Here is a 23,169-nt window from a genome sequence, read left to right on the forward strand (position 1 = left end):
CCACCCGTTCCCATCCCGAACACGGAAGTTAAGCCCTCCAGCGCCGATGGTACTTGGGGTGAAGACCCCTGGGAGAGTAGGTCGTTGCCAGGCAATGCGAAGAACCAAGCACATTTTCTGCTTGGTTCTCTTTTTTATACGTACCTATTGATGTACATGCAAGTACTTTATTTTGTTAGTGCAAAAAGAGATCGATGATCTGAGAATCATATAATTGTGTTGAGATATTTAAAGAAATAAAATGGATGAATGAGTAAACGAATGAAAGTCAAAAGATTGAATAAATCAATAATTATATGATAAAATTTCATATAAATCTAAATACAATCTCAAATGATAAAGAGATACATGTTTATTTAAACAATCATTTATTCTTAAAGTGAGAGGCTAATTATTGGTATATATTGGATAATGGTTGATATTTGAATTTAATTCATTTCGAAATGATCTCAAAGCAATATTATGGGTGAACATGAATTAACAATCAAGGCTTTGGCTCAAACAGGCTAGATGAAATGACAGAGAAATAGGGTCAGTACCATTTTTAGATCGAGTCATTTTTGACAACAACCACGATAAGCAACTGATTTAGGCAGAAAGGTGTTGAATATGCATAATTATTATTTGTTATTGGAAATATCCCCCACCGATGATGAAGAGATCATCCGGCAAGCACTGCACAAGCAATTTCGTATCTGGAACCATCGAATCAATTCGCCGAATTTTGAGAAACGGATCGAAGCAGAGCGCCGCCTTCGTTTATTGGAAGAAGCACAAACAATCTTATTGGATAAACAAAAGAGGCAGGAGTATAATTTACGGATCTTTTCTTTGTCAACGGGTGAAAAGATAAAAGAAGATGAAAAGAAGGATGAAATCATAGAAAAAACAGAACAGGTCAGAGAACAAGAACCTTTGAATGAAGGAGAAGCTTTGGTACAAGCAGCTGAATCCGGTGATGTAGAAGCCATGTATACACTCGGATGCCGTCTGTTTGAAGAGACAGAGCATGAGCAGAATCGGTTCGATGGACTCCAGTGGCTGATTCAGGCAGCCAATAAGGGACATGCGTTAGCCATGTATCGTTTAAGTCGGTGTTTCTATCAAGGAGAAATGTTTTTGCCGAATGCTCAGGAAGGAGAGAGATGGTTAAGACAAGCGGCTGAGCAAAATGTGGTGGAAGCGATGGCAGAATTGGGAGAGCGATTGCTCCATGGGCGTGAGATCAAGAAAAATCCATCTGAAGCAATCCAATGGTTAACAAAGGCAGCGAAACAGGGACATGCAGAAGCACAGAAATGGTTGGAGCAACATGAATCCACCCAACCAAAAAAAGAACAGCCGGAAAAAACAAAGGAGAAAGTGATCCTGGATTTAGTGTCTGAATCAATGAAGTCGACGTTAAATATCCAACATTTCGCCATTTTTCTCGCCTTGTTAGTTGGAGTAGAAATTGTAGATTATTTAACATTCGATTTGACGTATTGGATTGATTGGGGACGAGATATGTTGTATCGGTGGAGCCCATATTTAGCAGCTTATTTACTGGCTCGCCAAAATTATTGGGGCTTTTTGTTTAGCATTCTGGCAGGAATCATGAAGATAATACTCGTCTCATATTATTTTTTCGACTTATATCATGATGTAGTACCTTTATTGCGAGATATATCTCTCATCATGATAAGTCTCTATGGCTGGTTTTTTTGGTTTCGTTCTTCTTATAAGGGGAAAAAATCGTTGTCAACCAAGGTTACCATTCTGATAGTGGTTATCTATTTGGCTATAGGCATATGTTACTTTTTGGTCAAGGATATGGCAACGGAATATAGGGGTTTACTTTTTGATGGATTGGAAATGGGGATAACTTTAGGCATGTTTTTGTTGATTCGAAGAAGTGCACATGGCTGGCCTGTTTTTATTGCATATTATATCATTTCAATGATTTTAGATATTACGAACGAAGAGGATTTAAATGTTTATGATATTCCAAGAATCATGTCTGATTGTTCAATGATTATCGTATCCATCTATGGTTATTTTCAATGGAAAAAGAATGCGGTTCAATAAAATACATCCAAAAAAGCTGTCGAGCGATCCCCGACAGCTTTCTAAATGTCCTTTAATAGTTTTCCTACAACAAACACTTTTTTAATGTTATTCATATCAAGCAATACTTTTATATTTTCAGCGAGATACCCGCTACTACCAGAATGTCCGCATATAAAAAAGTGAACAACCATTAGCAGAAAAGGGGTGGAAATGGAGAGCAAATAATCTACCAAATTTCAGAAAGAAATTTCAATATAATAGTTCCGAATTTATTATATTTTTGATAAAATAAGAATAGAATTGAATAATAAACAATCTCCTTATTAAGGGAGGGGGCTCTAATGGATCCACAACGTCCCATTGTCGTTGTAAACCAAAAGAGTGTCGGGTTAGCTTTAATTTTAACGATTATTTTTGGCGGATTGGGTTTACTCTATGCAACTGTTCTGGGTGGCATCATTATGATCTGTGTTGAGTTGTTTGTACTTTTATTTACGTTTTTCCTGGCGCCATTTTTGGTACCGATCGTTCATATTGTTTGTTGTATTTGGGCCGTCATTGCTGTTCAGCGACATAATAAGAAATTGAGTAACCAGGTTTCCTGAGTAAACCCGGCACCTGTTTCCCCTGTATCGGCATGGTGGAATACAGGTGCTTTTTTTCTATGTTTGGTATCAAACCATATGTATTCCTATTGGTGTTATTGCCTAAATTACACGATTTGATGTATGATTAAAATAAGTTTGGTAGGTAGCCGAAGAAATGGAAATCGCGGTTTCATGATGGACGAAGGATTTGCGTGTCATGTTTCCATCTGCTGTATAGCGGTGGGAAAAACAGTAGAAATGGTAGAGAAGGTCCAGCTTATACAATGGAAGAGATAGTTAGAGAAAAGTTAATTGTGATGAATGAATAGAAGAAATGCAAGCCTGGCTATTTAAGCCGGGCTTTTCCAAATGTTACAGCTGGAGATGGTGTAAGAGATGGTTATTTTAGAAGTCTTAGTACCCATTTTTTTTATTTTTGGAGTTGGATATCTTGGACAAAAATGCATCGGCTTTGACACCAAGACGTTATCGACCATGTCCCTCTATTTGCTGTCACCGTTTCTTACTTTTCGGGCTTTTTATCAAAATAAATTAACGATGGAATATCTTTATATTTGTTTATACTCACTTTTACTTTGTTTTATTTTAATTGTTGTGGTTTATTTGATTGGTTGGATCAGAAAATATAATAAACAAGAAACATGTGGTTTGGTATTGGCTTCTGCTTTTATGAATAATGGAAACTATGGAACACCACTGGTCCTGTTTGTCTATGGGACAGCCGGTTTTCACTATGCGGTTGCAATGATGGTGATACAACAGTTGGTGATGTGCACGATTGGTGTATATTATGCCGCCAAAGGAAGTGTGAAACATAATGACGTGCAGGCTGCGTTACGCCAGGTTGTCCGCATGCCGATTGTTTATGGAGCGATTGCTGGTCTAGTATTTCAGTATATGCATATCCCCTTGAGTAAGCCAATGTTACAAAGTATTGATATGATTGCGGATGCAGCCATTCCTACGATTATGATTGTGCTGGGAATGCAGTTAGCAAAGATTTCTCTACGTAAAATTTCCTGGGAAAAAATCAGTTTATCTTTGGTTATTCGTTTAGTGCTGTCACCGATCGTTGCGTTTGCTCTTGTATCTTTTTGGCCGATTCCGGATTTGTTAAAAGAGATCATGATTGTCATGGCCGCTATGCCAACCGCTGCGAATACCACGATGTATGCGTTGCAGTATGAGACAGAACCGGAATTGGTTTCTGGGGCAACGTTGCTGAGTACCAATCTAAGTTTGGTCACTTTACCTGTGTTACTTCTTTTGCTTTCATAACTAAACATATCCGTTCACTTTTATATAAAACCGACCAGACAACTGGAGGTTTTCCTGAAAGGGAAAGAAGCTTGTTGATGTATCCGTTATATGCCGGTTTTCCTGATCGGGAGAGCCTCATTTGTTTTTCTGAAAGGTGCTTGAAGCACAGTGTCCTGAATGAAAAAGAATGGTTGGTTATGTGAAATAGATAATTGACTATTAACAATAAATATGATATTTTTACTCATAAATCAAAGTAATCTTATAGGAATTATCGAATTATTGTATATCACTTGAAGAAAGAATACACCATAAGGAGGGGGAGCATGGTCCAGAAAAAGGAGCTGAACATGGATGATGCACGTATACAGGCCATTCTTGATGCTTTGAAAGGTCTGGAGTACGGGTCTATCCAAATTACTGTTCATGATTCACAGATTACTCAGATTGAACGTACTGAAAAACAGCGTTTTTCATTAGAACGTAAGCAGTCTGCTGCGAAAAATCGTTTTGTTGGATTATAGATGATACGAAATCAGAGGATATGAACACTTTATCAAAACCGATGAACTTAAAGATAGAAACTGTCGACCGGACCACCGGAGACTTCCATCGTTCTTTTCTTGCTAGAAAAAGAATAGTGGAAGTCTTTTATTTTTCATCTGCTTTTTTGACGACACAGGAAAAATTCAGATAGATCAAGGAAAAGGATGGTGGAGTTACATGAAAATCAGAAAGTATGTTTTTGGATTTCTTCTATTCCTATTGGTCATCGCTTTAGCAGGCTGTGGTCATCAGGCCGAAAGCAAGCAATCCAGTGATACAGGCAATCAAAAGACGATCCGGATCGGTTATCAGAAATATGGCACCCTCAACATTTTAAAAGCAAAAGGAACACTGGAGAAGCGCCTGGCCGCTTTGGGGTATAGCATCAAGTGGACAGAGTTTCCGGGTGGGCCTCAGCTGTTGGAAGCCTTACGTGTGGGCGAAATCGATTTGGGACATACCGGAGAAGCGCCTCCTATTTTTGCTCAAGCGGCGGGAGCACCATTGGTTTATTTGGGACATGAGCCAGCTAGCCCAAAGAGTGAAGCGATTCTTGTGCATAAACAGTCATCCATTCAGAAAGTAAGTGATTTAAAAGGAAAGAAAGTCGCATTGAACAAAGGTTCCAATGTCCATTACCTGCTGGTTAAGCAATTGGAAAAAGCAGGGCTGAAATATAAAGATATTCAACCCAGATATTTACCCCCTGCCGATGCAAGAGCCGCTTTTGAACGGGGAAGTGTAGATGCCTGGGTGATCTGGGATCCGTATTTTGCAGCAGCACAAACAGTGACACAGGCGCGAATTCTGGCTGACGGTCAGCAGACTGTGTCCAACTATGAATTTTATTTGGCTTCACGCCAATTTATACAAACACATCGGGATCTCATTCCCACTATTTTTGCTGAATTGGAAAAAACAGCGAAGTGGGCAGAAAAAAATCCGCATCAATTGGCCGAACTTCTGTCTCCTCAGCTGGGAATTGATGTGAAGTCTCTGGAAGTAGCGGCAAAGAGACGAAATTATGGAGTACAGAAAATGAGTAATCAAGTGATTGCTGAACAGCAAAAAGTAGCGGAAACCTTCTTGAAACTGGGATTGATTCCAAAAGCGATCAAGGTAAAGGATGCTGTGTTAGATATCAGATAGTCAGGAAGGATTGATGAATATGAACATTTTCTGGTTTTTACCGACACATGGAGATGGCCGTTATTTAGGAACCAATAGGGGAGGAAGAGCCATTGACTACGCTTATCTGAAACAAATTGCGCAAGCAGCCGATCATCTGGGGTATGAAGGTGTGTTGATCCCGACAGGAATGGCTTGCGAAGATGCATGGATTGTAGGTTCCTCCTTGATTTCCGTAACCGAGAGATTGAAATTCCTGATTGCGCTGCGACCGGGGTTCATGTCCCCCTTGATTGCAGCCCGAATGGCATCCACATTTGATCGGCTATCGAATGGCCGATTATTGCTCAATGTGGTTACAGGAGGAGATCCCGTTGAGCTGGCTGGAGATGGATTATTTTTGGAACATGATGCTCGATACGAATTGACTGATGAGTTTTTGACGATCTGGCGTCAGGCATTGGAAGGAGATGAGGTTCATTTTGAGGGAACCCATCTTCGCGTCAAAGGTGGAAAAGTATTGTTTCCGCCTCTACAGTCACCCTATCCTCCGTTATACTTTGGAGGTTCTTCACCCATCGCCCAGCAGGTAGCAGCCAAACACATCGATGTATATCTGACCTGGGGTGAACCACCACAGCAAGTAGCCGAAAAAATTGAGAAAGTCCGTCGATTGGCAGCAGAGAGGAATCGAACAGTCCGATTTGGCATTCGGCTGCATGTCATTGTGCGTGAGACGGAAAGAGAAGCATGGGAAGCGGCCAATGAATTGATTCAATATGTAGATGATGAGACGGTTGAAACCGCCCAGCAAATATTCTCGCGTTTTGATTCGGAAGGTCAGCGGAGGATGACTCAATTGCATAAGGGGGATCGTTCCTCATTGGAAATAAGCCCCAACTTATGGGCAGGTGTTGGTTTAGTTCGAGGAGGGGCTGGGACCGCTCTTGTCGGTGATCCTGATACAGTGGCAGAAAGAATGAAAGAATATGCCGAACTGGGAATCGAGACCTTTATTTTATCTGGCTATCCCCATTTGGAAGAGGCCTATCGTGTGGCTGAATTACTCTTTCCACGATTGCCTCTGTCTCAACAGAAAAACGTAACAGGACAGATGTATATGAGTCCATTTGGTGAGATCATTGCCAATAATAAGATACCGAACTAAGCAAAGGAGGAGATCTGCATTGAAACAGCTATCCCTTCAATCTCTGGCCCCTTGGGGCATTCCTGTACTGGTGATGGTTCTCTGGCAGATACTAGGTCAATACGGTCTTATTTCGAACCAGGTTCTGCCCACACCGTCAGAAGTACTGAAAGCCGCGATCCAATTAACCGAAAAAGGAGAACTTTTGTCGTTTATTCAGGCAAGTACAGGAAGGGCTTTTCTGGGCTTCCTCATCGGCGGCAGTATCGGCTTTACTCTGGGGATTTTGAACGGGTTATCCCGTATTGCAGAAAAATTGACTGATTCATCCATTCAGATGATCCGCAATATTCCGCACCTGGCTATGATTCCACTGGTTATCCTTTGGTTTGGAATTGGTGAAGAAGCAAAGGTATTTCTTGTCTCATTGGGCGTTTTCTTCCCTGTCTATCTAAACACATTTCATGGAATGCGTTCGGTGGATCCTGGTTTGATTGAAATGGGAAAGGTCTATGGATTGAGAGGATGGAAGCTTTTTTGGCAAGTCATTCTTCCTGGAGCGCTTTCTTCGATTCTGGTGGGAATACGCTATGCGTTGGGAATTATGTGGCTGACACTGATTGTGGCAGAGACGATTTCGGCTGACTCTGGTATTGGATACATGGCGATGAATGCCAGAGAATTTATGCAGATGGATGTTGTTGTATTGAGTATTCTTCTTTATGCTTTACTGGGTAAATTATCGGACTGGATCGCTTCTTTAATGGAAAGAAAATGGTTACAGTGGCACCATCACTATCGAAAAACGATCATGAACTGAAGCTGAAGGGAGGTTGGTATCAGGTGTCAACGGATAAGGGGCTTGATTTAAGCATACGCTCTGTGACGAAACATTTTGGACAGTTACAAGTGCTGAAAGGGATTGATTTAGAGATCGAACCTGGAGAATTTGTTGCCATTGTTGGACGAAGCGGTTGCGGAAAGAGTACCTTGTTACGGTTGATCGCTGGATTGGAAGAACCGACGGACGGAGAGATTCTGATTGATAACCAGAAGATAAATGGGGTTCACAAAGAGATACGGGTTCTCTTTCAAGATGCACGCCTTCTTCCATGGAAAAAGGTGCTCGACAATGTTCGGATCGGGGTCAGATCCGGTTCGATCGAGATTGCTCGAGAGGCGCTTCAAGAGGTAGGGCTTGCTGATCGTGCAGAAGCATGGCCGTCCGTCTTGTCTGGGGGACAAAAACAAAGAGTGGCACTTGCCAGAGCCTTGGCGGGAAAACCCAAACTGTTATTATTGGATGAACCGCTGGGAGCTTTGGATGCCTTGACTCGAATCAAAATGCAATCTTTGATTGAAAAGTTATGGAGAGAACAAAAATTCACATCTCTTCTGGTTACTCATGATGTAACGGAAGCCGTTACCTTGGCTGATCGGATCATCATGATTGAAGAGGGAAGAGTGGCGCTGGATCTACGTGTTCCGTTACCACGTCCACGGGAGAGAAACAGTCATTTTCTCCAGTTGGAAAAGGTGATTTTGAGTAAGTTACTGGTGGAGGAAAACGATCATATAGACTCTCGTCAAAATCAGGTTATATGATTTCGAGAATGTGCCCAAGGATCAACATTTTGTGATGTGAATGTTTTTTTGGTAATAGGATGTATTCTACCGTAAATGTGAAAAAAACATGCCGGACATAAACCTTTTCTGTCCGACATGTTTTTTATTTAAATGATTTTTTGAAATACAACACGGTCCTGGCCGGGGCCATCATAATCTTTTTGCACAGAAATGCCATCGATTTCTATATCGCTTTCGACTATGGCAAAGCCCATTTTTGTATGAAAGGCAATCGATGTTTTATTAATGGGAGAAGTCACACATTTGATGATGTTACAGCCTCTCTGTTTGATCACTTCAAAAAAATGGTGATACAGTTTACGGGCATAACCTTTCTTGCGTTCATCAGGATGAACACCAACAAAATGAATATATGCTTCATTGGGATGGGTTTGAGAGATAAAGCCAATCAGAAAGGCAACAATTTGATTTTTATCTTCTATGATAAAAGATGTTTCCTGAAAATGAGAAAAAAACAGTCGAGGAAGCTTCTGAAACATCTGTCTGCCGCCCCACCACTCATTGACGCGCGTGATTATGTAAGAATAATCGGATTCCCGGACATTTCTTACCAGCATAAAAAACTCCTTCCGTTTTATTTCTTCATTCATTCGATCACGAATGAAACTTGTCCCATTGTATTTTTTTGAAATCATTTGTTTGCAGAATTCTTTAATTAAATTTCCGTATAGCGGGAATGAGTAGTACACCCAAAGCTACGCAAAACATGAATGTACCTTCAAAAAGAATCGTCTCTATTCCACCAATCTGATCTGCAAGCCAACCACTAATGACATTTCCAACCGGTAGTAATATCCATGACCCAAATAAATCCAGGCTAGCAACACGGCCATATGACTCCTCAGGTACTAGTTCCTGTAGGGTGGCCTCCCAAATTAACATAAATATCATGATCGCTCCGTTGGCGACTGCTATTAAGCTCATCAATTCAACTGTGGTATTGGCAAAAGCAAGACAAGTTAAACCAGCAGCATAGATTAAAATGCAAATATATCCAATATACCCCCGACGACGTTGTTTATTCTTTCGCCCGTAGAAAAATGCAGCAATAATTGCTCCGACACCTGCAGCACTAGTAACCAAACCGTAACTGGTATCTGGAAGATTCAAATGAACCTTGACTAACCATGGTAAGAGAATGGCTGTTAGGCCAGTACTTGCAATGTTTATTACTGTGAATGCGAGAATCGTAATCCAAAGCCATGGGTGTTTTCGAACCTCTACAACTCCTCCCAACAAATCATGCATAAAATTACGAAGAATCGATGAATTGTTATTAGGCTTATAAATTGGTTTTTCGATTCTGAGGAAGGTCAGTGCAACAACGGATATCAGTAACATTGCTGCAACGATCCCGAACCCTGCACCAACAGAAATAAATCCTACGATGACTCCACCCAGGATTGGGCCTGTCAGGCGAGCAAACTCCTGACTGATTTGCGATAGGGATAAAGCTGCATTTCGAATGTCAACTGTAAATATTTGAGCACGTGCAGCTTGACAAGCCGGTTGGAACAAGGCATTCATTATTCCGTACATTACTACAAAAATCGACAGGGTCGTCATAGACAAATCGTTCAATAAACTCAAAAGGGCGAGAATGCCTGTTAATACAAATCGAATTGATTCGGTAATCATCATGAGTTTTGAACGTGACATGCGATCAACGATGATTCCGGCAAAAGGCAAAAGTACGACTTGTGGGAGCATAAGAAGTCCCATTATCCACCCCATATCCAGAGTGGATTGTCTTAGGGAGTACACACATAAAGGAAGTACAACCCATAAGACCGCATCGCCAAATTGAGATAAGGTCTGACCAGCCCAAAGAGCTGTAAAATTACGAGACGTTCGGAATGGTTCGACGAATCTTTGAATAGATGAGCTTGTATTCTCTTCAGGTGATTCCGCCATATCTATTTTTCAGCTCCTGGAAGATAGATTTTTGTTAAATAGTACTTTTAGTTAGTTTATGTGTCAAGAAATTTATAGTAGTCCGTACTATTACTGGATTAGGAATTTACCGATATTTTTTCGATGGATTACTGATATTCCTTTCCCAAATTTTTATTGACTTTTAACAGTTAATTCCCATATTGTTATTTGCACGCTTGTCCGTGCAGGTTTTTTGGATATGAAGAAGACCGTTTCTGCACCTGTATGCCATATCGGGTGGGCAGGTATCGCTCCAAAATTTCCGATCTGCTGCTGGATCACATCCAGTGTAAGCATGCAAAAATGGTGGAAATATGTAGGTGAAAATGGTTACATTCAATCGGAAGGGTGATGTGGATTGGCTTTAGCTGTGGGGCTGATGTCAGGAACTTCGCTGGATGGAATTGATGCGGCTTTGGTAGAGATACAAGGTTCTGGAACATCAACCAAAGTGAAGTTGATTGAATTTGTAACCTGTCCGTTTTCAGATACGATTCGAAAAGAGATACAGGATGCTTGTTCAGTCGAATTTTCTTCCGTCCGCCTTATTACCAGCCTTAATTTTAAATTGGGCTATTTGTTTGCAGAAGCGGTGAAAAAAGTTTGTGAAAAAGCGAGGGTGGATCCAAAAGATTTGGATTTTATTGGTTCACACGGTCAGACCATCTTTCATCTTCCTTTTCCGGAAGGAAGTGATGAAGTACCATCCACCTTGCAAATTGGCGAACCCGCAGTGATTGCTTATGAGACTGAAACTTGTGTGGTCTCTAATTTCCGTACGATGGACATGGCTGCCGGCGGACAGGGGGCCCCGCTTGTTCCCTATACCGATTTTTTACTTTTTCGGAGCAGTGATGGGCGGGCATTGCAAAATATCGGCGGTATTGGAAATGTGACTGTCATCCCAAAAGAAGCAGAGTTTGAAGATGTGTTTGCCTTTGATACCGGCCCTGGCAATATGATTATTGATGCGATTTGTCAAAGACTCTTTGGCAAACCATATGATGAAGACGGCCAGATCGCTGCCAGGGGACAGGTCCATGAACCACTGCTAGCTGAATGCATGTCTCATCCCTATTTTGCTGAACATCCACCCAAATCCACGGGCCGGGAGCTGTTTGGCGAGGAGTATGTTTCAACGCTATTGGCCAAATGGGGGTTTTTGCCCAGTGAAGACTTGGTGGCGACAGTGACCATGTTTACAGCTCAGTCCATTGTGGACAGTTATCAGCGGTTTATTTTTCCTCAATATGAAATCGAGGAAGTCGTCGTTAGTGGAGGAGGAGCGTATAATCGCACTTTGCTAAAGATGATGGCAAGTCTTCTGCCGGATTGCAAAGTGGTCACCCAGGAAGATCTGGGTTACTCATCAGCAGCTAAGGAGGCGATTGCTTTTGCGATTTTGGCCAATGAGACATTACATAACCAGCCAGCCAATGTTCCAAAAGCCACAGGAGCCAAGAAACGGGTGATTCTTGGCAACATTACACCTGCGCCTCGTGGTTAAACATTGAGGGTATATCCGTAGGACAAAGCTGTGCTTGCAAAGTGTTGAGCCAACCGGTTTTGTTCCAGGTCAGTTGGGAAGCTTTGCAACAATGCTTTGTCTTTTTTTGTTTTCAGAAGTCCAGGCAATCCGGTATATTTTGTTATTTTCTCGGGAAACACATAAATAGATAGGAGGGAAATCGATTGGCTAATCCCATAGTGGTAAAAAATTTGACGAAAATTTTTGGAAAAGGGAGTAAGAAGGCTCTCAAATTGTTGGACCAAGGAAAAAGTAAACGGGAGATTTTGGAAGAAACCGGAGCAACCGTTGGCGTCAATCGAGCCAATTTTGCAGTAGAAAGCGGAGAAATTTTTGTCATCATGGGCTTGTCTGGAAGCGGAAAGTCCACACTGCTTCGTATGTTGAACCGCCTGATCGAACCAACGGCCGGTCAGGTACTGATTGATGGCGAAGATCTTGTCAGTATGTCGGCAGAAAAGTTGAGAGAAGTTCGTCGCAAAAAAATCAGTATGGTGTTTCAAAAGTTTGCTCTTTTACCACATCGCAGTGTTTTATCCAATGTGGAGTTTGGATTGGAAGTGCAGGGAATTCCTTCCGAGGAACGAAAACAAAAAGCTTTAAAAGCTTTAAGTTTGGTAGGATTGGAAAATTGGGCAGAAAGTTATCCCGATCAACTGAGTGGTGGAATGCAACAACGAGTCGGTTTGGCACGTGCTCTGGCCAATGATCCGGAGATTTTACTGATGGATGAGGCTTTTAGTGCGCTGGACCCTTTGATTCGCAAGGACATGCAGGATGAGTTGCTGGATTTGCAACAGAATATGCATAAAACAATTATTTTTATTACCCATGATCTGGATGAAGCCTTGCGTATCGGTGATCGAATTGCTTTGATGCGAGATGGGGAAATTGTTCAGATCGGTACACCCGAAGAAATCCTTCGAAATCCTGCGAATGAATATGTGGAGCGATTTGTTGAAGATGTGAACCGGGTGAAAGTGTTAACAGCGGAAGCAGTGATGCAAAAAGGGGAGTCGATCGTTTTGGGAAAGGATGGACCGCGGGTTGCGTTAAAGATTATGAGGGATAAAGGAATTCCTACATTAGTGCTAATGGATCGCCATCGCCACTTTAAAGGCATGATTAGCGCTGAACAGGCCAAAAAGGCAGTGGAAGCCGGTCTATCCTTGGAGGATGTAATGGAAGATGAGATCATACAAATAGAAAAAAATACACCTTTGCAAGAAATATTGAATCAAATGGCCCAAATGGACTCGACTTATCCTGCTGTCGTACTGGATGAGAACAAACGCGTACTGGGAATCGTGGGACGAGGAGCCATATTGGATGCTTTGGCCGGACAGGGGGGTGATGAAGGATGAACCTGCCACGCCTTCCAGTTGCAGAGTGGGTGGATGCGCTCGTTAAGTGGCTGCAAACGTACTTTGCTCCCTTTTTTGCTTTAATCAGTGGAATCATTGAACCAACCACCCGATTTTTTGAGCGGCTGTTAACGACACTGCCCCCTATTTACATGATTATTTTGCTGACGTTGTTGGTTTGGCTGTTTAGCCGTTTTCGTATCGCTCTTTTTACTTTGCTCGGCTTTTTATTCATCGTTCATCTTGGGTTATGGAGTGCAAGTGTAGAAACTCTGGCTCTCGTACTGACGTCGACCTTGCTCTCGGTGATTATTGGAATCCCTTTGGGATTGTGGGCGGGGCGAAGTGAGAGAGTCAAGAAAATTCTTTTTCCCGTTTTGGATTTGATGCAGACCATGCCCGCATTCGTTTACTTGATTCCGGCCGTGTTTTTCTTTGCTTTGGGACCTGTTCCAGCTGTAATTGCCTCCGTGATTTTTGCGATGCCTCCAACCATTCGCATGACCAGCCTGGGGCTGAGACAAGTAGCGGAGGAGTTAAAAGAAGTGGCTCATGCGTTTGGTGCCACCTCTTGGCAGAGATTGATGAAAGTCGAAATACCCTTGGCCAAGTCGACGATTTTGGCAGGGATTAACCAGACGATAATGCTATCCCTGTCTATGGTCGTCATCAGTTCCATGATTGGTGCAGGTGGATTGGGAAACAAGGTTCTGAACGCCATATCCCGTCTGCAAGTCGGAAAAGGATTTGAAGCAGGGCTGGCCATTGTGATTATTGCCATTGTATTGGACCGAGTGACCCAAAACATGGGGAAAGTCACCAAAAAAGATGAAAGACATGCGAGCCGGTTGGGCCGATGGAGAAATTGGTTGGCAGGTGCAATTGGCCTGGTGTTGGTAGGGCTGTCTGTTTTGGCTTATAACCCCATAGGGGATAACGATAAACAGGTGAAGCTCACTTATGTGAATTGGGATTCAGAAGTTGCCAGTACGCATGTGGTCAAAAAAGTGTTAGAGAAACAGGGCTATCAGGTGGAACTGATCGAAACAGAGGCCGGACCGATGTGGGCAGGGGTGGCTTCTGGTTCAGCAGATGCACATGTAGCGGCTTGGTTGCCTGCTACCAGCAAATCCTATGCAGACAGATACAAAGGCCAGTATGAAGACCTTGGAGTCAATCTAAGAGACACCTATTTGGGCCTGGTTGTTCCCAAGTATGTGTCGATCCAATCGATCGAAGACCTGAATGCCAATAAGGGTCGATTTGAAGGAAAGATTATCGGGATCGAACCAGGATCAGGCATCATGCAGAGTACGGAAAAGGCATTAAAGGAGTACGGGCTTGATTTTCAACTGGTTGCCGGATCTGACAAGGCTATGACAGCCTCACTGGATAAAGCCTATCAGCAAAAAAAATGGATCGTGATCACTGGTTGGGAGCCTCATTGGAAGTTTAACAAATATGAACTCAAATTCCTGAAAGACCCCAAGAAAATATATAGTACAGGCGAAAATATTCATACAATTGCCCGGAAAGGCCTTAAAGAAGAGAAACCGGAAGTTTATCGCATTTTAGATCGTTTTTATTGGACAAAAAAAGATATGGGTGAGGTCATGTTAAAAATACAGGAAGGAAAGACACCGGATCAAGCGGCAGAAGAATGGATCCGCGAGCATCCCGAGAAAGTAAAGCAGTGGACACAATAATGGTGATGGAATGACAAGATGGGGAGTCTTTTAGGCCGCTCTATAAACCCGGTTTTCCTTTTCCAAATGAACAACTTTTGCTCGTAATTATAGAGCGGGAGTGAAACGGAAAAGGAAAACCGGCATATAAGATACTTTGTCAACAAGCTGAAGGATGGCAATATGGGCCATCCTTTTTGTTTGGGCAGATCATCATTCATCCAGCAGCAAGGCATACACAATGCCAGGACCATGCACGCCAATCGTCAAATCATTTTCAATATCAGAAGATCGGCTGGGTCCTGTTATAAAATGAATGCCAGCCGGCATGGATGGGCCGTTTCGCTTTTGGATTACGGCTAGCACTTCTCCCATTTTTGTCTTTACGTCTTCCGTGCGAATGATCGCCATGAGAGCGGTTGGAAGCAGACTCACTGAGCGTCCTTTTGTAGCGCCAGACAGAACGACAACGGTACCGGTATGGGCAATCGCATAATCGGCTACCACAATCCCGATATCGGCTTCAGCCGCTTTTTGAAGCAATTGTTCTCGATTCGATTCTTTCCAGATGGTAACGTCTGCTTTGGGAAGTGTTTTTTCGATTTCCAACTGCTCCAGTACAGGATGTTGCCAGCGAATGAGTTTTTTGGCTTGCATCGTTTCCGCTTCATTCCTTATAAACGTAACCAGGTCTTCTTTGCAGCCAAAACGCTTGGCTACACCGCCAAGGTTTTCCCAATTCGCCATAAATAGAGAGATTCGCTCTTCGAAATCCAGATGATATTGCCTCCAAAATGATGGGACGCCACGCACAGGCTGAATGGGTGGCGTGTGTAAACGAGGCCGGCCCAGACGGTTGGCAATATGCTGAAAAAACGTTTCTTCTTTTTCTTTTGCTTTTCGCTCCAGTTCCTTCAAGATTTCTTCACTTCTGTTCGGATTCATGTTGATCCCCCCGTTTTTTCAACATTTCTTCCATTCGTTTTTGGATCGTTGGATCCAATTCAATCTGGGTTTGTTGTTGTTGGAGATCTTGCCACATCTCTCGAAAGGAGCGGGGAGCAAGTGCAGGAGCTGTTCGATGGGCTGTCCATTTTTTGAGCGGACCGATTTTGGCCTTGATTTCTCCCTTGCGAGCCACGAATTTCTGCCCGATTCGCCCTGCTTTGATCGCCAACCGGTACCGTTTATGGCTGCTGGCGACTTTTTGGAACACTTTCATCCCCCATTGCTCTCTCTTTTTCGTGGTTCCCTGTTCAACATTGCGCCGTCGAAGGTAGACTAGCATATCATGCAAGGGGATTTTAACCGGACATGCTTCATAACAGGCGCCACACAAACTGGAGGCATTGGCCACTTCGCCCCATTTTTCCTTTTCGGCCTGCAAAACGGGAGTAAGCACTGCTCCGATCGGACCACTATAAACCCATCCATATGCATGACCACCGACATGACGATAGACAGGACAGGCGTTCAGGCATGCGCCGCAGCGAATGCAGTTAAGCACTTCCTGGAATTCCGGGTCTCCCAATTGGTTGGATCGTCCATTGTCGATAATGATAATGTGCAGCTCTTCCGGTCCATCTCCATCCTCTGACCGTTTGGGCCCGGTGATTGCAGACATGTATACCGTCAGTTTTTGCCCTGTCGCCGCACGGGGGAGAAGAGTGGCCATCACTTCGAGATCTTCCCATGTAGGAATAATCCGTTCCATTCCCATCATTGTGATTTGGGTTTTGGGAAGGGTGCTCACCATCCTTGCATTTCCTTCATTGGAAAACAAGACAATGGAGCCAGACTCGGCAATGGCAAAATTGCAGCCAGTGATGCCAATATCGGCGGACAGAAATTTCTCGCGCAGTTTGGAACGGACAAAGCCAGCCAGTATCGCTGTATCTGCAGGTAATGGTTCGCCAGCTACTTGAGACAGGAGTTCGGCGATTTGTTTTTTGTTTTTATGAATGGCCGGAATGATAATATGGGATGGAGTTTCACCTGCCAGTTGAATGATATATTCACCCAGGTCGGTTTCCACTACTTCGATCCCTTTTTCTTCCAAAGCCTGGTTGATATGCACTTCTTCAGAAACCATCGATTTTGACTTCACGACCGATTTTGCCTGTTTTGCTTCCATGATTTTCATCGCGATTTCGACAGCTTCTCTGGCTGTGGAAGCAAAATGAACAAATCCACCAGCAGCGCGTACGTTGTTGACAAACTGGGAGAGATAGTAGTCGAGATGGGCGATGGTGTGCATTCGGATCGCCTGTCCATAACTACGCCATTCTTCCCAGTTACCAAGCTCGTCTGTTGCAGTCTGTTTCCCTTTTCTCAGTCTTTCGGTAGTGAACTTCACCGCATTCCTCAGGAATTCATTGTTTAGAGCCAGGCTGATTCGTTCCTTTAAAGGGGAGTTTGGTTCCAGGTTACCCATGCATGGTCACTCCTTCATATAATAATTCGGCCAAATGCATGACACGAAGCTCTTTTCCTTTGTGTTTCATTCGGCCAGCAATATTCATCAGACAAGCCATGTCCAGTCCTACCAGCACCTCAGCTTCTGTCTCCAAAACGTGTTCGGCTTTCTCATCGACCATGGCACCGGACAGATCAGAAAGCTTGACAGAAAATGTACCCCCAAAACCGCAACAATCTTCGGCAAAGGGCAGGGGGACCAATTGGCACTCTTTGACATGGGATAACAGGATATAAGGTTCGTCTTTCACTCCAAGTAAACGGCTTCCATGACAGGAAGGATGGTAGGTGACTTTATATGGAAAAGTGGCACCCAAATCCCTGATCCCCAGTACATGGACGAGAAATTGGCTAAATTCATAGGTTTTTTCGATCAGGTTGTTCACTTTTTTCATCATGGCAGGATCGTTTTGAAACAGGGTCGGATAATGATGGTGAATCATGCCTACACAGGATCCAGATGGAGCAATGACAAAGTCGCTGTCTTCAAAGGCTTGAATGATGGTTTGGGCTGATTCTCTGGCGGCGTCCCAGTAGCCGCTGTTAAAGGCGGGTTGTCCACAACAGGTTTGAACTTCCGGAAAATGCAGGCGAATGCCGTAACGGTGCAGTAAACGAACCATGGCTTCTCCTACACGCGGGTAAATCGCATCACATAAACAGGTAATGAAGATGGAGACTTTCATGTTACATTCCTCCTGTCATCGGGTTTTTTAAACAGGAACAGGGAGAACATGATTCTCCCTCAGCATGTTGATAAACACGGTTTTCCTTTTCCAGTTGAACGACTTTTGCTTGTTTTTAAGCAACGGGAGTGAAACGGAAAAGGAAAACCGGCATATAACGGAACTTTGTAGGAAACTTTGTTAACAGTTTCAGGGAGAAGGCTATTCTCCCTGGGTTCAACGTCGATTAAGGTAACATCCAAGGTACGAGATATGCTTGCAAATAAGAAATGATTCCAATGATGATGACAAAGAATAGACTATGCTTCAATGTAAAGCGGAACAGATCAGATTCGTGGCCGGTAAGCCCAACCGCTGCACAGGAAACCGAAATGGATTGGGGAGAAATCATTTTTCCTGTAACCCCACCGGTGGAATTGACGGCAACGAGTAATGATTCATTCACTCCAATTTGTTTGGCTGTTACCTGCTGCAAATTGGAGAAGAGAGCGTTACTCGAAGTGTCAGAGCCGGTCAGAAACACACCCAGCCAACCAACGAAAGGTGAAAAGAAGGGGAACAGGGCTCCTGTACCGGCCAGTGCCAATCCCAAAGTCGAAGATTGCCCCGAATAGTTTGCGATAAAAGCGAAGGCCAGCACCGTTCCAATGGTAAAGATCGGCCACCGTAACTCAGACACTGTTTCCGCGAAAGTTTTGAAAAAAGAGCGTATATGGAATCTTAAAAAGATTGCACTAATCATGGCAGCCAGAAAAATCGCGGTTCCTGTTGCGCCAATCAGGTCCAGCTTGAATTCGGCTGCATAGGGTGTGACTTTGTTGACAATGGGTTCTGTTTTCAAAATCAATTTGTCCAGACCCGGAACTTTCAGGAGAATCGTGGTATGATCCAGCCATTTTTTGACAGGTTTAAGGGTCCAGATCGTGACCATGACCGTGAGAATCAGGAATGGTGTCCAAGCTTTCACGATTTGACGAAGGGTATAGGAAGATTTTTCTTTGATGGAACGTTCCTGAAAGCGGAAGATATGTTTTGGTTTCCAAACTTTTAGGAATAAAGCAAGTGAGATTAAGCTCACGATCGATGAGGTAATGTCAGGCAATTCAGGACCGATGAAATTGGCTGTGATAAACTGCGTGAGAGAAAATGAGCCACCAGCGACGAGAATAGCCGGCCATGTCTCGCGTATCCCGCGTTTTCCATCCATAATAAAGACTAACCAAAACGGAACGAATAGAGATAAGAACGGAAGTTGGCACCCGGCGATCTGGCCGATTTCAAACGCATCGAGTCCTGTTACCTGACCCGCTACCGTAATAGGAATACCCAAGGCCCCAAAGGCAACCGGTGCGGTATTTGCGATCAGGCATAACCCGGCGGCATAGAGTGGCTGAAAGCCCAGCCCTACCAAAAGGGAAGCTGTAATCGCGACAGGTGCACCATAGCCGGCAGCACCTTCCAGAAAGGCACCAAACGAGAATGCAATTAACAGCATTTGCAAACGCTGATCTTCGGTAATGGATACAACGGATGCACGGATAATATCAAATTGCCCCGTTTTTACCGTGATTTTGTACAAAAAGACAGCGCTTACAATAATCCAGGCAATCGGCCAGATTCCATAAGCGAATCCATACAGAGTCGCGGCGACCGCCATCTTGCCTGGCATTTTGTAAATAAAGATGGCAACCATCAGGGAGAGAAAAACGGTAATCATGCCTGCAGTGTGGCCTTTCCACCGAAAAACAGAGAGAGCGAGAAAGTAGAAAAGAATGGGAATGAGTGCAACGAGTGCCGATAAGCCCAGGTTGCCTAATGGCTCATAGATTTGTGTCCATGTATGCATCGGTTCCACCTCTCATTATGGGTTATTTATGTTCAATTTTTGTGATAAACAAAGGGATGATCAAACAGATCAACTGAATATCAGGTCATCTGATGATTTGGCCGAAAAAAATTATTTGAGCATTTCCCTTTCCACACCAATCAGATGATAAAGCATGGCTTCTTCAGCCCGCTTGGGATTTTTGCTGCGAATCGCTTCATAAATATCCCGATGTTCATGATAGAGTCGGAGGGGATTCTCCTTTGAACTGTATAGACGCTCCCGGCTCGCTTTCAATGTTTCTTCCATCGTTTCGGAAATGGACTGCATGATGGATTGAAAAATCGAATTATGAGAGGCAGAAGCGATCGCATAATGAAATTTCCAATCCGCTTTGTCTCCCAGTTCCCCTTGATTGAGTGCATCTTCCATTTCTCGGAGCGCTTCCTCGATCTGGCGGAGATCTTCTTCTGTATGTCTTTCTGCTGCCAAACGCACAATCCCGCACTCAATCACTTTGCGGACTTCCAGTAAAGCAATAATGTCCTGCCTGGTTACAGGCTGAATGCTTTCAAAAGCAGAGAGAAGCTTTTCCGGCTCATACTGGGTAACAAAGGTCCCTTCACCTTGGCGAATGGTGACCAGGCCCACTGTTTTCAATGAGCTGATCGCTTCACGGACAGTCGACTGTCCCACCCCCAGCATTTCCCCCAATTCACGCAGGGAAGGCAGGCGATCACCCGGCTGGTATACGCCGGAGATGATTTGTTCTTTGAGAAAATCGGCTACTTCTTCGTATGTTTTTTTGACTTTGAACTTTGGATTCGCTTTCATCTTTTTCTCTCCAACAGTCATAAGGTTATCTGATGAGTTCATTCTAAGGCCTTTTCAATCTCTTGTCAATATTTATAGATTCAATTTATTGTTTATAATATTTACTTATTTAAATGAGGAAATTCCAATGTTATAAAAATAGATTGGAATACTCAGGATGCAGCGAACCTCTTTTTGGGTACAGGGTTTGAGAACCTAGATGTATCAAGGGATTTCAGGTTATTTTGACAAAATGGTGAAAACACGACCGGAGGTTCACTGCAAAAAAAGAGTGTTGAAAGGAATGGGGAAGTGGGTGTATACTAGGAATAGCAAGGGATTTGGTATGTGGTGAATTTAGGGTATTGGATCTACTTTAGAATGAAAACATTGACAATTTTTAGATGCTTTATAACAAGAACTAATAACGTATAGGTTCTACTTTAGAATAAAAAACAAAAGGAAAACCCATCACCTTCATTTTGAACAAGTGATGGGTTTGTTGTTTTTTCATCCCATAGTAAACCAAGCAATTGAGAGTGAACCTTTGATCCATCATCATTTTCATCTGCTCGGTGAGGCGGATCAGGAAGATCGATATTTTTCTCTCAGTACATTTTTATCGATTTTTCCCATGGCGTTTCTTGGCATCTGATCGATAAACACAACATTTTTTCCACACTTGAAGGTGGCCAAACGGCCATAACAATGTTTCAGGATATCTTCTTGAGTCAGGTCAGAATCAGGCTCTTTCACGATAAAAACGAGAGGGACCTCACCTAACTCGTCATCTGGTACACCTATGACAGCGACTTCTTTTACCCCTTCAATGGCTTGCAATATGGCTTCCACCTCTGCTGGATAAACGTTTTCACCACCACATACAAACATGTCTTTAAGCCGGTCAACGATCATCAAAAAACCCTCTTCATCGATTTTTCCCAAATCTCCTGTGTAGAACCATCCGTCTTTTAAAACTTTTTCCGTCTCTTCGGGATTATTCCAATATCCGAGGAAACTGCGCGAACCTTTCAGGGCAATCTCACCTACTTTGCCAGGCGGCAGGACATCACCGGTGATCGGACTGACAATCTTGGCCTGTGTAAAGAAGATCTCTTTTCCCGCTGTGTGGCATTTTTCAATTCCCATTCGGTCTGAACGGTATACAGTAGCAACTCCATGCTCGGTACAACCATACACTTGAAGAACATGTATTCCGTATTCATGAAAACGGCGAATCATCTCTTCGGGTACAAATGTTCCGCCGCAGCTGATGGAACGAAGTGAACTGATATCTAGCTCAATCCAGCCCGGTACCTGGAACATGATGTTCAACATAACTGGAACCGCAGACATCTGTGTGATTCTTTCTTTTTCAATAATTTCCCAAGTATAGGCTGGATGAAATTCCGGCAAGAGGACAAGTGTGAATCCATGGAGTGCTCCCATCAAAGTAATTACTGCACTACTAATGTGGAACATGGGAAGTACACACAAAAATCGGTCACCTTCACGGTATTCTCCGCTAAGTAATGTTCCTAAAGCATTTTCATATAAACTGACATGGCTATGTATAACTCCTTTTGGTCTACCAGTAGTACCTGAGGTATAAATGATGATTGCTGGATCTGTCTCCTGTGCATCACATGAAGGTTCTTCTGTACTTCCCTGACGAAGAAGGGTGTCAAAATGGATATCTTCGGAGTCTTTTTCATTTCCCATATAAATCACGAAATCAAGAGATGAAATCACTTTCAGTCTGGTTCGGTATTCTACGAAATCCTCGTCATAAATGACCGCCTTTGCTTGGCAATTTTCCAGCATGTAACAAAGCTCTTCAATATGTAATCGCGTGTTTAAAGGTACGAGAATCGCTCCGATTTTCCACACTGCATAATAGGTGGTAATCAGGTCGAGTCGATTCTTGCTTAAAATCGCTACCCGATCTCCCGCCTGAATACCCAGGTCAACAAGTCCGTTTGCCAGCTGATTGACACGATGGTTAAATTCTTGAAAAGTACAACGGTGTTGCGGATCGACGATCGCTTCTAAAGCAGGTGTAGTCCGTGCACGATCGACTAATAATTGACCTAACTTCATTGAAATTGTCCTCCTTTTTTGTCTTTATAAAATAATTTTATATTATTTAACAATATATATCTAGGGGTAACAGGTAGACTGCTAATGTGGGTACATGCCTTTGGGTAGAACGGGTGTTTCGTTCCATTGGAGTGATTGAATACTCCAAAACAGATTGGAATACCTGGGATGCAGCGAACCTCTTTTTGGGTAAAGATGCCGTGAACCCAGCTGTATTAAGGGATTTCAAGTGATTTTGACAAAATGGTGAAAACACGACCGGAGGTTCACTGCAAAAAAGAAGTGTTGAAAAGGATGGGGGAGTGGGTGTATACTGGAAATGTCAAGAGATTTGGTGTATTGTGAATTTAGGGTATTGCATCTACTATAGAAT

Annotated in this window: 20 protein-coding genes, 1 rRNA gene and 1 pseudogene; 14 read left to right on the forward strand and 8 right to left on the reverse strand. The window is 43.2% G+C overall.

Going from position 1 to position 23,169, the window contains the following annotated elements; translation table 11 throughout:
* The 9 genes and pseudogenes from rrf to BMZ78_RS11425 form a co-directional block, all read left to right on the forward strand.
* A 5S ribosomal RNA gene (gene rrf / locus BMZ78_RS11385) occupies positions 1–93 on the forward strand; the annotation flags it as partial.
* Between the two features lie 516 nt (positions 94–609).
* Positions 610–2,067 (forward strand): nicotinamide mononucleotide transporter, encoded by a 1,458-nt coding sequence (locus BMZ78_RS11390; protein ID WP_093230439.1) that lies wholly within the window; start codon positions 610–612, stop codon positions 2,065–2,067.
* Between the two features lie 323 nt (positions 2,068–2,390).
* Positions 2,391–2,654, forward strand: coding sequence for a hypothetical protein (locus BMZ78_RS11395; protein WP_093230441.1), 264 nt, complete (start codon positions 2,391–2,393; stop codon positions 2,652–2,654).
* Between the two features lie 378 nt (positions 2,655–3,032).
* Entirely contained in the window at positions 3,033–3,935 is a 903-nt protein-coding gene (locus tag BMZ78_RS11400) for an AEC family transporter (protein WP_093230442.1), read from the forward strand.
* Between the two features lie 308 nt (positions 3,936–4,243).
* On the forward strand, positions 4,244–4,441 hold the full coding sequence (locus BMZ78_RS11405; protein ID WP_093230444.1) for a YezD family protein: 198 nt from the start codon (positions 4,244–4,246) through the stop codon (positions 4,439–4,441).
* Between the two features lie 199 nt (positions 4,442–4,640).
* Complete coding sequence (locus BMZ78_RS11410; protein WP_093230445.1) at positions 4,641–5,612, forward strand: sulfonate ABC transporter substrate-binding protein; 972 nt, start codon at positions 4,641–4,643, stop codon at positions 5,610–5,612.
* Positions 5,613–5,631: 19 nt separating this feature from the next.
* Positions 5,632–6,759 carry an FMNH2-dependent alkanesulfonate monooxygenase gene (gene ssuD / locus BMZ78_RS11415; protein WP_093230585.1) on the forward strand — a complete coding sequence of 376 codons (1,128 nt, stop codon included), beginning with the start codon at positions 5,632–5,634 and terminating at the stop codon, positions 6,757–6,759.
* Positions 6,760–6,832: 73 nt separating this feature from the next.
* Entirely contained in the window at positions 6,833–7,558 is a 726-nt protein-coding gene (locus tag BMZ78_RS11420) for an ABC transporter permease subunit (protein WP_093230587.1), read from the forward strand.
* Between the two features lie 122 nt (positions 7,559–7,680).
* Positions 7,681–8,343, forward strand: a pseudogene (locus tag BMZ78_RS11425) (ATP-binding cassette domain-containing protein); the annotation flags it as partial.
* A 128-nt stretch (positions 8,344–8,471) separates the two neighbouring features.
* Here the strand turns inward: BMZ78_RS11425 and BMZ78_RS11430 are convergent.
* On the reverse strand, positions 8,472–8,942 hold the full coding sequence (locus BMZ78_RS11430; protein ID WP_093230448.1) for a GNAT family N-acetyltransferase: 471 nt from the start codon (positions 8,940–8,942) through the stop codon (positions 8,472–8,474).
* A 94-nt stretch (positions 8,943–9,036) separates the two neighbouring features.
* Positions 9,037–10,299: an MFS transporter gene (locus tag BMZ78_RS11435; protein WP_093230450.1), complete on the reverse strand. Its 1,263-nt coding sequence runs from the start codon at positions 10,297–10,299 to the stop codon at positions 9,037–9,039.
* A gap of 220 nt (positions 10,300–10,519) precedes the next feature.
* Between BMZ78_RS11435 and BMZ78_RS18550 the strand changes: the two genes are divergently transcribed.
* From BMZ78_RS18550 to BMZ78_RS11450, 4 genes are all read left to right on the forward strand, one after another.
* A complete protein-coding gene (locus BMZ78_RS18550; protein ID WP_175482431.1) occupies positions 10,520–10,672 on the forward strand; it encodes a hypothetical protein in 153 nt (50 codons plus the stop codon).
* Between the two features lie 6 nt (positions 10,673–10,678).
* Complete coding sequence (anmK, locus tag BMZ78_RS11440; RefSeq protein ID WP_281244565.1) at positions 10,679–11,827, forward strand: anhydro-N-acetylmuramic acid kinase AnmK; 1,149 nt, start codon at positions 10,679–10,681, stop codon at positions 11,825–11,827.
* Between the two features lie 185 nt (positions 11,828–12,012).
* Positions 12,013–13,212 carry a glycine betaine/L-proline ABC transporter ATP-binding protein ProV gene (gene proV, locus BMZ78_RS11445; RefSeq protein ID WP_093230451.1) on the forward strand — a complete coding sequence of 400 codons (1,200 nt, stop codon included), beginning with the start codon at positions 12,013–12,015 and terminating at the stop codon, positions 13,210–13,212.
* Positions 13,209–14,918, forward strand: coding sequence for an ABC transporter permease/substrate binding protein (locus tag BMZ78_RS11450; RefSeq protein WP_093230452.1), 1,710 nt, complete (start codon positions 13,209–13,211; stop codon positions 14,916–14,918). The genes proV and BMZ78_RS11450 overlap by 4 nt, the downstream gene beginning before the upstream one ends.
* Before the next feature lie 192 nt (positions 14,919–15,110).
* Here BMZ78_RS11450 and BMZ78_RS11455 read toward each other — a convergent pair whose 3' ends face one another.
* From BMZ78_RS11455 to BMZ78_RS11480, 6 genes are all read right to left on the reverse strand, one after another.
* On the reverse strand, positions 15,111–15,842 hold the full coding sequence (locus BMZ78_RS11455; protein ID WP_093230454.1) for a LutC/YkgG family protein: 732 nt from the start codon (positions 15,840–15,842) through the stop codon (positions 15,111–15,113).
* Positions 15,823–17,331, reverse strand: a complete 1,509-nt coding sequence (locus BMZ78_RS11460) for a LutB/LldF family L-lactate oxidation iron-sulfur protein (protein ID WP_093230455.1) — start codon at positions 17,329–17,331, stop codon at positions 15,823–15,825. The genes BMZ78_RS11455 and BMZ78_RS11460 overlap by 20 nt, the downstream gene beginning before the upstream one ends.
* Positions 17,324–18,058: a (Fe-S)-binding protein gene (locus BMZ78_RS11465; RefSeq protein WP_093230457.1), complete on the reverse strand. Its 735-nt coding sequence runs from the start codon at positions 18,056–18,058 to the stop codon at positions 17,324–17,326. Before BMZ78_RS11465 ends, BMZ78_RS11460 begins: the two co-directional genes overlap by 8 nt.
* Before the next feature lie 226 nt (positions 18,059–18,284).
* Positions 18,285–19,904 carry a lactate permease LctP family transporter gene (locus tag BMZ78_RS11470; protein ID WP_093230458.1) on the reverse strand — a complete coding sequence of 540 codons (1,620 nt, stop codon included), beginning with the start codon at positions 19,902–19,904 and terminating at the stop codon, positions 18,285–18,287.
* A 111-nt stretch (positions 19,905–20,015) separates the two neighbouring features.
* The gene (locus BMZ78_RS11475) at positions 20,016–20,717 is read right to left on the reverse strand and encodes a FadR/GntR family transcriptional regulator (protein WP_175482432.1); all 702 of its coding nucleotides are present in this window, start codon (positions 20,715–20,717) and stop codon (positions 20,016–20,018) included.
* A 564-nt stretch (positions 20,718–21,281) separates the two neighbouring features.
* Complete coding sequence (locus tag BMZ78_RS11480; protein ID WP_093230461.1) at positions 21,282–22,796, reverse strand: class I adenylate-forming enzyme family protein; 1,515 nt, start codon at positions 22,794–22,796, stop codon at positions 21,282–21,284.
* A gap of 86 nt (positions 22,797–22,882) precedes the next feature.
* Between BMZ78_RS11480 and BMZ78_RS18815 the strand changes: the two genes are divergently transcribed.
* Complete coding sequence (locus tag BMZ78_RS18815) at positions 22,883–23,029, forward strand: hypothetical protein (protein WP_175482433.1); 147 nt, start codon at positions 22,883–22,885, stop codon at positions 23,027–23,029.
* Positions 23,030–23,169: the final 140 nt, after the last annotated feature.

Origin of the sequence: Thermoflavimicrobium dichotomicum (assembly GCF_900114055.1) — a bacterium.
In the GTDB taxonomy this organism is placed as follows: Bacteria; Bacillota; Bacilli; order Thermoactinomycetales; family Thermoactinomycetaceae; genus Thermoflavimicrobium; species Thermoflavimicrobium dichotomicum.

Excerpts from the sequence above, each read along its gene's own strand:
- BMZ78_RS11480 (WP_093230461.1), bottom strand. The coding sequence starts at position 22,796 with ATGAAGTTAGGTCAATTATTAGTCGATCGTGCACGGACTACACCTGCT.
- BMZ78_RS11475 (WP_175482432.1), bottom strand. The coding sequence starts at position 20,717 with ATGAAAGCGAATCCAAAGTTCAAAGTCAAAAAAACATACGAAGAAGTA.
- ssuD (WP_093230585.1), top strand. The coding sequence starts at position 5,632 with ATGAACATTTTCTGGTTTTTACCGACACATGGAGATGGCCGTTATTTA.
- BMZ78_RS11470 (WP_093230458.1), bottom strand. The coding sequence starts at position 19,904 with ATGCATACATGGACACAAATCTATGAGCCATTAGGCAACCTGGGCTTA.
- BMZ78_RS11430 (WP_093230448.1), bottom strand. The coding sequence starts at position 8,942 with ATGCTGGTAAGAAATGTCCGGGAATCCGATTATTCTTACATAATCACG.
- BMZ78_RS11465 (WP_093230457.1), bottom strand. The coding sequence starts at position 18,058 with ATGAAAGTCTCCATCTTCATTACCTGTTTATGTGATGCGATTTACCCG.
- BMZ78_RS11450 (WP_093230452.1), top strand. The coding sequence starts at position 13,209 with ATGAACCTGCCACGCCTTCCAGTTGCAGAGTGGGTGGATGCGCTCGTT.
- BMZ78_RS11435 (WP_093230450.1), bottom strand. The coding sequence starts at position 10,299 with ATGGCGGAATCACCTGAAGAGAATACAAGCTCATCTATTCAAAGATTC.
- BMZ78_RS11420 (WP_093230587.1), top strand. The coding sequence starts at position 6,833 with ATGGTTCTCTGGCAGATACTAGGTCAATACGGTCTTATTTCGAACCAG.
- BMZ78_RS11405 (WP_093230444.1), top strand. The coding sequence starts at position 4,244 with ATGGTCCAGAAAAAGGAGCTGAACATGGATGATGCACGTATACAGGCC.
- BMZ78_RS11455 (WP_093230454.1), bottom strand. The coding sequence starts at position 15,842 with ATGAATCCGAACAGAAGTGAAGAAATCTTGAAGGAACTGGAGCGAAAA.
- BMZ78_RS11390 (WP_093230439.1), top strand. The coding sequence starts at position 610 with ATGCATAATTATTATTTGTTATTGGAAATATCCCCCACCGATGATGAA.
- BMZ78_RS11400 (WP_093230442.1), top strand. The coding sequence starts at position 3,033 with ATGGTTATTTTAGAAGTCTTAGTACCCATTTTTTTTATTTTTGGAGTT.
- BMZ78_RS11395 (WP_093230441.1), top strand. The coding sequence starts at position 2,391 with ATGGATCCACAACGTCCCATTGTCGTTGTAAACCAAAAGAGTGTCGGG.
- BMZ78_RS11410 (WP_093230445.1), top strand. The coding sequence starts at position 4,641 with ATGAAAATCAGAAAGTATGTTTTTGGATTTCTTCTATTCCTATTGGTC.
- BMZ78_RS18550 (WP_175482431.1), top strand. The coding sequence starts at position 10,520 with ATGAAGAAGACCGTTTCTGCACCTGTATGCCATATCGGGTGGGCAGGT.
- BMZ78_RS11460 (WP_093230455.1), bottom strand. The coding sequence starts at position 17,331 with ATGGGTAACCTGGAACCAAACTCCCCTTTAAAGGAACGAATCAGCCTG.